The organism is Synechococcus sp. H55.2 (genome assembly GCF_047462495.1).
Taxonomy (GTDB): Bacteria; Cyanobacteriota; Cyanobacteriia; order Thermostichales; family Thermostichaceae; genus Thermostichus.
Window position 1 is genome coordinate 24,806 of sequence record NZ_JANSJH010000016.1, and the last position, 10,082, is coordinate 34,887.

Below are 10,082 nucleotides of genomic sequence, written 5' to 3' on the forward strand. Positions count from 1 at the left end.
AGCAACTGCATCAATTCCGATATCGACAAAATCTACGTCCTCACCCAGTTCAACTCCGCCTCTCTCAACCGCCACATCGTCAACACCTACCGCATGTCTCCCTTCACAGGCGGCTTTGTGGATATTTTAGCGGCCCAACAAACGCCCGATAACCCGGATTGGTTTCAGGGCACCGCCGATGCTGTGCGCCAATATCTCTGGCTGATGGACTCTTGGAAGCCACGGGACTTCCTCATCCTGTCTGGGGATCACCTCTACCGCATGGACTACCGCCCCTTCATCCACCATCACCGGCAGACCGGAGCCGATGTGACGCTGGCGGTGCTCCCCTGCGAAGAAAAAGTGGCCTCAGGTTTTGGCCTGCTCAAGATCGGCGAGAACGGTCGCATTGTCGATTTCAAGGAAAAGCCGCAGGGGGAGCTGCTGCAAGCCTGTCAGGTGGATACCCAAGCCCTCGGCCTTAGCCCGGAAGAGGCCAAGGCCAAGCCCTACATCGCCTCGATGGGCATTTATGTATTCCGGCGGGAAGCCCTCATCGAGATGCTGCAGGTGAAGGAGCACACCGACTTCGGCAAAGAGGTGCTGCCGGCAGCCATTGGCAAATACCATCTGCAGGCTTACCTCTTCAAGGGCTATTGGGAAGACATCGGCACCATCGAGGCTTTTTATCGGGCCAACCTGGCGCTGGTGCAGCAGCCCAACCCGCCTTTTAGCTTCTTTGACAGCGAAATGCCCATCTACACCCGCCCGCGCTTTTTGCCCCCCAACAAGATTCTCGATTCCCACATCGTCAATTCCATCATCGCCGACGGCTGTATCATCAAAAATGCCCAAATTCGCAATTCCATCATCGGCATTCGCAGCCGCCTGGAAGCCAACACCATCATAGAAAACACCCTGGTCATGGGGGCCGATTACTACGAGTCGGCAGAAGAGCGCCAGGCCAAGCTGGAGGCCGGGATCCCACCGGTGGGCATCGGGGCCAACTCCCACATTGTCAACGCCATCGTGGACAAGAACGCCCGCATCGGGCGCAACGTCCGCATCCTCAACAAGGATCACGTCAGCGAAGCGCAGCGGGAAGAGGAAGGGATCTGGATCAGCAACGGCATCGTCACCATCATCAAGGACTCGGTGATCCCGGACAACACCGTCATTTGATCGGGGGAGGTCGGCTCTGGCCAAGAACCTGGCTGGCGAGCGCTGAGGAGGTGCTGTTAAGCAAGATGAAGAGGAATCAAGAGGCTTTTGCCGTTACAATAGATTACGATAACTATTGAGAGCTTTAAAAACAGATTGTGAGATCCCTTGAGCGTGCTGAATAGGATTTCCTCGATTGCCGACCTAGAAGTTTACGATCCGCAATTTATTGCTCGTTACTACCGCTGGCGCCTGCCGCAGGTGATCGGTCGGGCGCTGGCCATTCTCTGGCCCTTTCTCTGGTTTGTCCTCTGTCTGCGCTGGGATCGCCTGTGGGGGCAGACGGAGCGCAATGTGGCGGAGCGCTCGGCCCAGTTGCGCAAGCTGCTCACCGACCTGGGGCCCACCTTCATCAAGGTGGGGCAGGCCCTCTCGACGCGACCGGACTTGGTGCGCAAAGACTACTTGGAAGAGCTGACCAAGCTGCAGGATCAACTGCCCAGCTTTCCTTCCCAGGAGGCGTTTGCCCGCATCGAGTCAGAGTTGGGCCGTCCGATTAGCGAAATTTACGCCCAGATCTCTTCCGAGCCGGTGGCCGCGGCCAGCCTAGGCCAGGTTTACAAAGCGCAACTGCACAGTGGCGAATGGGTGGCGGTCAAGGTGCAGCGGCCCCACCTGCGGGAGCGGCTGAGCCTAGATCTGTACCTCATCCGCTGGGCCTCCACCTGGCTGGGTTCCTGGCTGCCCCTGAACCTGGGCAACACCTTGACGGCGGTGGTGGATGAGTTTGGTTACAAGCTTTTTGAGGAGATCGACTACCTGAACGAAGGGCAAAACTGCGAGCGCTTTGCCGAATACTTTCGCGGCGATCCCGATGTGTATGTGCCGCGCATCTTTTGGGCCTACAGCACCCGCCGGGTGTTGACCCTGGAGTGGATCGACGGCATCAAGCTCACCGATGTGGAGCGGATTCGAGCCGCCAACTTGGAGGTCAGACAACTGGTGCGCATTGGCGTGGTGGCTGGCCTGAAGCAGTTGCTGGAATACGGCTTTTTCCACGCCGATCCCCATCCGGGCAACCTGTTTGCCCTGGCCGATGGCCGCCTGGCCTATATCGACTTCGGCATGATGGACCAGCTCACCGAAGAAATGAAGGAATATCTGGTGGACGCGCTGGTTCACCTGGTGGATCGCGACTACAACGCCTTAATCGACGATTTTATTCATCTGGGCTTTTTACAGCCGGATGTCAACCGCCAAGAGCTGATCCCTGCTTTGGAGACGGTGCTGGCGGATGTGTTGAACCAGGAGGTGGGCAACTTCAACTTCAAAACCGCCACCGACCAGTTCTCCGATTTGATGTACCGCTACCCCTTTCAGGTACCCTCCCACTTTGCGTTGGTAATCCGCTCTTTGGTTACTCAAGAAGGGGTGGCTCTTAGCCTCTATCCCCAGTTTCGCATTGTTGGTGTGGCCTATCCCTACGTGGCCAAGCGCCTGCTGACGGATGAGTCACCCCGCATTCGCCAGCGGCTGCTGCAAGTGCTGATTAAAGATGGCAAGTTCCGCTGGAACCGCCTGGAGAATTTGATCCAAATTGCCCGCAGCGATGGGGGGCTGGATTGGATCCCCACTGCCCAAATGGGTTTGCGCTACTTGATGTCGGAAGAGGCCCGCGAGCTGCGCCGCCAGTTGGTGCTTTCGCTTACGGAAGATGACCGCCTTCACTTTGAGGAGCTACAGCGGCTGTGGCATGTGGTCAGCCCCGACTTGTCTCCAACTCACCTCTGGCAGGCGGCACTGGGATCCCTGCCCGGCGATCTGCAACATGCTTTGGCCGAGTTGAGGGAACAGATGCAAGCCCACCTGGAGCGGCTCAGCCACTGGCGACTTCCCCAGCCCTGGCCGAATTTGCTGGCGGGAGTGGGACAGGAAAGGTAGAACAGAAGAAGATAGCTTAAGTTTGGTGAGCTGGACAAAAGCGTGGCAGATCAGAAAGGTGACTTCATTGCCGGTGTGGTAGCCGGCGCTGTGTTGGGCGGGATCATCGGCGGGGTGATCGCCTTTGTGCTGGCCCCCCGACTGAGCAAGGGATCCGCCGAAGGCCAGCGCCGCGATCCCGACCGTCTCAACGGCACCTCTGTCCCTCCTGAGCGGCCGCGCCTCCGAGTCTCGGGTGAGCCGGCTGTGCCCAGCTCCAGCGACTGGAGGGAGTGGGAACAGGAAACAGAGCGGATTGCCCAGGCCCGCCGCACCCTCGAAGCCAAGATTGCCGAGTTGAACGAGGCGATCCAGGCCACCCGCGCACAACTGCTTGTCAAGGAAATATCTTCTAGCGCTGTCGAGGAAAAGCCTTAAGCAGGGGATCCCTGTCCATGCCAAACTAGAGGCGGCACTGGCTTTCTCCCCTGAGGGGTGCCAGTGTTCTCGTCTCTCGGCTGAGTTGCCCTCCTGGATCAGGTCTGCCTCTGCCGACAGCGCTTAAGTTGAGATGAGTTGAAGAGTCGTTCCCTCGCTGTTTCTAACCATGATGCTCAGCCCTTTGTTGCTCCCTTGGACAGACGGCCTCTCTCTGGGGCTGGTCTACGGCAGTGCCGCGTCTTTGCTGTTTCGCTCCCTTTACCAGTTCATCGTCATTTACAATGCCCTGCTGATTGTGCGGATTTTGCTGAGCTGGTTCCCGCAACTGAACTGGTCGAACCCCATCCTGTCGGTGCTCAGCCAGCTCACGGATCCCTATCTCAACCTCTTCCGCGGCCTCATCCCCCCCATCGGCGGCTTGGACTTTTCCCCCTGGTTGGCCTTTATTTTGCTGAGCTTTGCCATGCAGGTGGTGGGCCAGTTTGCCTAATTGCTGTACCACTGTGCAGATCCCTGGCGCTGCCCACTACTGGCTGCTCAATGCCCAGGTTCCCGTCTCGGTGCTCAAAGATGCGGTGCCAGGGGCCATCCCCAACCGGGAGGGCCTGGTGCTATTGGATCTGGAAATTAGGGAGGGGCGAATTGGCCACATCCGAGCGGCAACAGGGATCCCGCCTCAGGGGATCCCGAGTGTAGATCTGAGGCGGGGACAGGTGTGGCCCTGCTTTGTCGATATCCACACCCACCTGGACAAGGGGCACGTGTGGCCGCGCACCCCCAACCCCGACGGCACGTTTGCCGGGGCAATCCGGGCCGAGCAGGAAGACTGGGCCAAAATGGAGCGGGCCTACGCCGGCAGGCACGAAAAACTTTGGCAGGATATCTACCGCCGCTGCGACTTTGGCCTGCGCTGCAGCTATGCCCATGGATCCCAGGCGGTGCGCACCCACCTGGTCTGCAACGGCCCCCACGCCCAGGTGAGTTGGGAGGTGTTTGCCCAGTTGCGGCAAGAGTGGGCGGGCAGACTGGAGCTGCAGGCAGTGACGTTGACCCATTTGGACTTCTTTCTCACGCCGGCAGGGGAGAAGCTGGCGGACAAGGTGGCAGAGCTGGGCGGGATCCTGGGTGGAGTAGCGGCGATGGGGCCGGAGCTGGATGAGCAGTTGGAGCGGGTGTTTGCCCTGGCCCAGGAGCGGGGGCTGGATCTCGACTTCCACACCGACGAGACGGAGGATCCGGGATCCCTCACGTTGAGACACGTGGCAGCAGCAACCTTGCGCCATGAGTTTTCCGGCCAGGTGGTGTGCGGCCATTGCTGCAGTTTGGCGGTGCAGCCGCCGCAGGTGGCCCACCAGACCATGGCCCTGGTCAAAGAGGCGGGGATCGCCGTGGTCAGCCTGCCCATGTGTAACCTCTATTTACAAGACCGCCGCCCCGGCCACACGCCCCGCTGGCGGGGGGTAACGCTGCTCCATGAGCTGAAGGCTTTGGGCGTGCCGGTGATGATAGCCAGTGACAACTGCCGGGATCCTTTCCACGGCTTCGGGGATCACGACGGCCTAGAAGTGTTTCGGGAGGCCACCCGCATCCTGCACCTGGACACCCCCTACGGGGATTGGCCGCAGGCCATCACTGCCACCCCGGCCCGTAGGATGGGCTTGGTAGAGGCCGGGCAAATTGGGGTGGGCCTGTCGGCAGACTTGGTGCTGTTCAAGGGCCGGGGGTTTGACGAGCTGCTTTCCCGACCTCAGCATGACCGAGTAGTGTTGCGCCAAGGTCAGCCTATCGATACCACGCTGCCGGACTACAGCGAACTGGACGATCTCAACGCAGGGGCAGATTGCAGCTCATAGAGTAGGTTGAGCTCCTTACTGCTGCGGATTATCTAAAGATCGCTCTCAAACTCCTGGGTGCAGAACTTCAAGGCTCGGCAGTTTTCTGCTACGGTGCGCCTTACGGTCTCCGGCATGCCTTCCGGTATTTCCGCTTCGATTTCCAGGGTGATTTTGACGGTGGATCCCGGCAGATTGGTCAGGTGCCGGATCACCTCTTCGGCGAGGGTGGCAATATCTCTGTTGATTCGCAAGGGATCGGCAATTTCTACCCTGCCATAGAAGCGCCGGGGCAGCTCAGGAGAGATTGGGGCAAGGGGTTGATTCTTATCCTGTCTACTATCTTTTATGGCTATTACTTCAGCTTGCCCTGACGGGGCATCGGTATCAGGCCGAGGGGGAGGGAAGCTGTGCTCGTTGAGTTGCCGTAGGGCAATTTCTGGCTTGACCAGCAGCCCATTTTCATTGAGGGCGGCGTTGACACTGGTTGACGCTCTCAAGCCAAGATACTTGCCCCTAGCTTCGTCAAAACTTTCAGCGTAGGCAAAGCTTTCCCGCCAGGTTTCTGAGGCAACGCCATCTTGAACAGCCTGTAACAAGACCAACTGATTTTTCAGGCGAGGCAGATAGGGGTACTGGGTCAAGCACTCCCACAGCCGTTTTAAACTCACATGATCTGCCTCCCGCCAGAGAAACTTGTCCAAAACATCCAAGCGCAGGTTGAGGGCAGAATAACTGACCACTAGATCACCTTCACGAACAGCCTTGCGGCTGGCTTGCAAAATGGGAGAGTCTTGTTCTTGCAAGCGAGTTTCTTTCCACTCAATGCCACCCTGGGGATCGGGCTGAGTTGGGATCAAAAGCCACTGGTAGGTTTCCCGTAGACTGATATCAACTGCCCTGTTCGACTCTTCTAGCTTGGTGTTGGCCTGCTTGGTTTGAAAGGCATCGAGGTTGAGGATGTCTTTCTCTTCCTCGATTCCCTTCCACGCCAAATACTGAGCTGTATGGCGTTCCAAGTTTTCCAATTTGGCTTTGTCGGGAGCCAAAAATAGGAGCATGTTTTTGTGGTAGCGAGGGCCGCTGCCGCGGCGCTGCAGAACTTGCTCTGCCCATGCCCGTCCTTCGCTGTTTTGGTTACCTCGGCTGTAGGGATATTGAGGAGAAAGGACGACCAGCCGCACCCCCAAGCTGTCGTCGGGGATGTCGGCGGTAGATTCGGGAGCGATGTGCAGGGCGCCGAATTCGCCTCGGCTTTTGTCGGCTCTGAGACGGCGGAGGAGCTCTTCCCAGATGGAGTGGCGCTCGTTTTGCAAAAGCTGCTCAGCCCGTTCCTGGGCGGTGCGGTTGACGTTGGGCTGGGTGGAAACCCAGTAGCGATTGCCATCCACATAGAGGTAGGTGGCTTGGTCGGAAAGGCGCCGCAAGGCATCGCTAAAAGTGTTTACATGTTCCCCCGGTTGGACACAGCCCAGCTTGATGCGGCGCTCCTCTAGGCCTCGGTTGGCAGCCCGCAGGGTGGGGGCGGATCCCATGTAGATGGTGCGGGCAACCCGGCGACAGGCGGAGTAGCGGCCCAGGTTGGGATGGGCGCCGTCGAGGCTCAGGGGAAGAGAATTGGGCCCATCCACATCTTTTTCGATGACCGGCAGCCAGTTGTCGTCGAGGTAGCGGGTCAGCTCCGACTGCACCTGCTGGTCGTCCATGGGGATGTGGGCGGGCAGGATCAGCAGGCTGCGGTCATCGCGCTGCCAGAGGATATGGATGACTCTGGCCATCAGGCGCAGGACGCCGCGGGTGCGCTGAAACTTGTCCAGCGTTGACCAGTCAGCATAAAGCCGGTCGAACAGTTCGGGGTGGATGGGGTAGGCGGCCTTGAGGCGACGTTCGTAGTCGCTTTCTTTGCACTCGCTGGGGAACTCCTGGCTTTGGCTGCGGTAGAGATCCATAAAGGCTTTGACCACCGCGTCCCGCTGCACAAACAGGTCAGGGTCAAGAATGGGCTGGAACAGGCGACGGCGGACGATTTCAAAGCCTTCTTCAGCACTGGCCGGTCGCCAGGGGGACTCGACTCGCCCGATGGCGTTCTTGAGCCGAACCAGAGCTTCCTTGCCCCGTTCGCCGCCTATTTCGATGTCGGAAGAGGGGACGCTGACCACCAGCAGGGTATCTTTGGCGTTCTTGGCCGATTCGCTCAGGGTCTGGGCAAAGGTAAACTGGGTGTCGAAGGTGCCGCCAGCCAGGTCAGGAGTGTCGTGCAGTTGGCGGGCGTAGGCCACCCATTCGTCGATGAGAACTAGGCAAGGAGCATAGCGGTTAAACAAAACCTTGAGGCTGTCGCCAGGGTTGGTGGAAGTCTCATCGGCCTGCCGCATCAGTTCATAACCCTCAGGCCCGCCCAATTGCCAGGCCAGCTCTCCCCAAAGGGTGCGGATCAGGGGGCGGTTTTGCTGGCTGTGTTCGGGCCGGTAGGGAGGGATCCCGCTGGCCTGGAGCTTGTTCCCCACCAGGACAGCTATTCTGACGTTTTGCGGTGGTCTCTGTAGGCCAACAGCTTGCAAAAGAGGTTCTGTGTCGGGTAGGAGGCCCTCACTCCCTCTCCCGGAAGGGGGGGAGAAAAGGTGGTAGAGGGCGAGCATGGCGTGGGTCTTGCCGCCGCCAAAGTTGGTCTGCAGTTCGATTACCGGATCTCCCCCTTGGCCGCTGAGGCGCCTCAGGGCGTTGATCAAAAGCTGTTGCAGCCCTTTGGTGAGGTAGGTGCGGCGGTAGAACTCGACGGGATCCCGGTACTCAAAGGACGCCGTCCCGCCGGGGCGAGCGGAGTCCTCGCCAAGGTAAACCTCCCAGAGGTCGGCGGCAAATTCGGCCTGTTGGAAGCGGCCAGAGGCCACATCCGGATGAGGGGTAACGATCTCCCGCCAGGGTTTGAGGCCAGTTTGGGGTTGGCCTTCCAGAGAAGCTACAATGGCGCGGCGACTTTCTCGCTTGGCCTGTTCTTCGTAGCGTAGCCGCAGCAGCTCTTGCTTTTGCTTTTCCACCTCGGCTGCTTGGGGAGCGGCAATGGCGCTCAGCAGGCGGGCCACGCTATCGAGGGCGCGGTAGGCGTCGTCAAAACCAAAGGTGCAGGTGTGGGCCCAGGCGTTGCGAGTGTTGCGCAGCTCGCTGACTAGGGTGCGCTCTGCTTGACCCAAGGTTTGCCTGAAGACGGTGTTCCATTGCTCCCACATTAGGGTCAGCAGGGCCGCAACATCTTGCTCGAGGATCTGCTCTGGGCTTTTGAACTTGGGAGAGCTCTGGGGCAAGGTGTCGGCGGCCACGTTCAGCCAGTTCTCGCCATGAAAGGCTTGCATTTCCCGCACGACAAACGGATAAAGCCCCTGTCGGAGAAGATTGAGGGCGCGTCCAACACGTTCGTGGTTGCTGATAGCCATCGGTCAAGGGCTGCAAGAAGGGGCAGGTGGGAAAAGAGGGCAACTCGGGGCAGGCTATTCCCAAACTAAGCTGAGATCGGCGACAAAGCCAGGGAGGACGGGATCCCCTTCCAAGCAGGTGGGCCGCTCCAGGATCTGGGGGAGCTGGCCTGGACGATAGACGTAGACCCGCTGGCTTTCCGGGTCGATCAGCCAGCCCAGCCGGGATCCGTTCTCAAGGTATTCCTGCAGCTTGGCCTGCAGAGTGGCCAAATCATCCGTGGGGGAGCGCAACTCCAAGACAAAATCGGGACACAGGGGGGCAAAGCGGCGCCGCTGCTGGGGGGTAAGCTGCTGCCAGCGCTCCTTGGCAACCCAGGCGGCATCGGGAGAGCGAATGGCCCCGTTGGGCAGGGCAAAGCCCGTGGAGGAGTCGAAGACAAGTCCTAAGCTCGTGCGGCGGTTCCACTGCCAGAGCTGCCCCAGCAGGTCGGCATTGCGAAGCCCGCTCTCACTGCCGACAGGGGCCATGGCCACTAGCTCCCCTTGGGCGGTGCGCTCCAGGCGCAGCTCAGGGTTCTGCCGGCAGAGCTGTTCAAAGACTTCATCGGTCAACTCCAGGCTGGGCTGTAGGTTAAGCGCGATCATGGGCAGGTTCTCTGGGAGCTATTCCCAGACTAGGGTAAGATCCGCAACAAAGCCAGGGAGGACGGGATCCCCTTCCAAGCAGGTGGGCCGCTCCAGGATCTGGGGGAGCTGGCCTGGACGATAGACGTAGACCCGCTGGCTTTCCGGGTCGATCAGCCAGCCCAGCCGGGATCCGTTCTCAAGGTATTCCTGCAGCTTGGCCTGCAGAGTGGCCAAATCATCCGTGGGGGAGCGCAACTCCAAGACAAAATCGGGACACAGGGGGGCAAAGCGGCGCCGCTGCTGGGGGGTAAGCTGCTGCCAGCGCTCCTTGGCAACCCAGGCGGCATCGGGAGAGCGAATGGCCCCGTTGGGCAGGGCAAAGCCCGTGGAGGAGTCGAAGACAAGTCCTAAGCTCGTGCGGCGGTTCCACTGCCAGAGCTGCCCCAGCAGGTCGGCATTGCGAAGCCCGCTCTCACTGCCGACAGGGGCCATGGCCACTAGCTCCCCTTGGGCGGTGCGCTCCAGGCGCAGCTCAGGGTTCTGCCGGCAGAGCTGTTCAAAGACTTCATCGGTCAACTCCAGGCTGGGCCGCAAGTTGAGGGAGATCACGGCTTGAGGGATCCCGTTCAGAGGATTTGAGGGGGCGCTGGCGCTATTGTAGTCTTTTGGATCCCTCACCCCTGGATCCCTCTCCCTGAGGGAGCAGCCC

General features: G+C 59.8%; 8 protein-coding genes. 5 read left to right on the plus strand and 3 right to left on the minus strand.

Annotation, left to right across the window (positions count from 1 at the left end; genetic code table 11):
* The 5 genes from NW844_RS03700 to NW844_RS03720 form a co-directional block, all read left to right on the plus strand.
* The coding region (locus NW844_RS03700) for a glucose-1-phosphate adenylyltransferase (RefSeq protein WP_414333588.1) at positions 1–1,161 on the plus strand (1,161 nt) is incomplete at its 5' end.
* A 153-nt stretch (positions 1,162–1,314) separates the two neighbouring features.
* On the plus strand, positions 1,315–3,081 hold the full coding sequence (locus tag NW844_RS03705) for an ABC1 kinase family protein (protein WP_414333589.1): 1,767 nt from the start codon (positions 1,315–1,317) through the stop codon (positions 3,079–3,081).
* A 42-nt stretch (positions 3,082–3,123) separates the two neighbouring features.
* Positions 3,124–3,498 (plus strand): hypothetical protein, encoded by a 375-nt coding sequence (locus tag NW844_RS03710; protein ID WP_414333591.1) that lies wholly within the window; start codon positions 3,124–3,126, stop codon positions 3,496–3,498.
* Between the two features lie 169 nt (positions 3,499–3,667).
* Positions 3,668–3,991: a YggT family protein gene (locus tag NW844_RS03715; protein ID WP_414333592.1), complete on the plus strand. Its 324-nt coding sequence runs from the start codon at positions 3,668–3,670 to the stop codon at positions 3,989–3,991.
* Positions 3,984–5,354 carry a cytosine deaminase gene (locus NW844_RS03720; protein WP_414333593.1) on the plus strand — a complete coding sequence of 457 codons (1,371 nt, stop codon included), beginning with the start codon at positions 3,984–3,986 and terminating at the stop codon, positions 5,352–5,354. The genes NW844_RS03715 and NW844_RS03720 overlap by 8 nt, the downstream gene beginning before the upstream one ends.
* A 32-nt stretch (positions 5,355–5,386) precedes the next feature.
* Here NW844_RS03720 and NW844_RS03725 read toward each other — a convergent pair whose 3' ends face one another.
* The 3 genes from NW844_RS03725 to NW844_RS03735 are packed head-to-tail and all read right to left on the minus strand — an operon-like array spanning position 5,387 to position 9,982.
* Positions 5,387–8,764: a Swt1 family HEPN domain-containing protein gene (locus NW844_RS03725; protein WP_414333595.1), complete on the minus strand. Its 3,378-nt coding sequence runs from the start codon at positions 8,762–8,764 to the stop codon at positions 5,387–5,389.
* Positions 8,765–8,818: 54 nt separating this feature from the next.
* Positions 8,819–9,391 (minus strand): Uma2 family endonuclease, encoded by a 573-nt coding sequence (locus NW844_RS03730; protein WP_414333597.1) that lies wholly within the window; start codon positions 9,389–9,391, stop codon positions 8,819–8,821.
* Positions 9,392–9,409: 18 nt separating this feature from the next.
* Positions 9,410–9,982 carry a Uma2 family endonuclease gene (locus NW844_RS03735; RefSeq protein ID WP_414333601.1) on the minus strand — a complete coding sequence of 191 codons (573 nt, stop codon included), beginning with the start codon at positions 9,980–9,982 and terminating at the stop codon, positions 9,410–9,412.
* Positions 9,983–10,082: the final 100 nt, after the last annotated feature.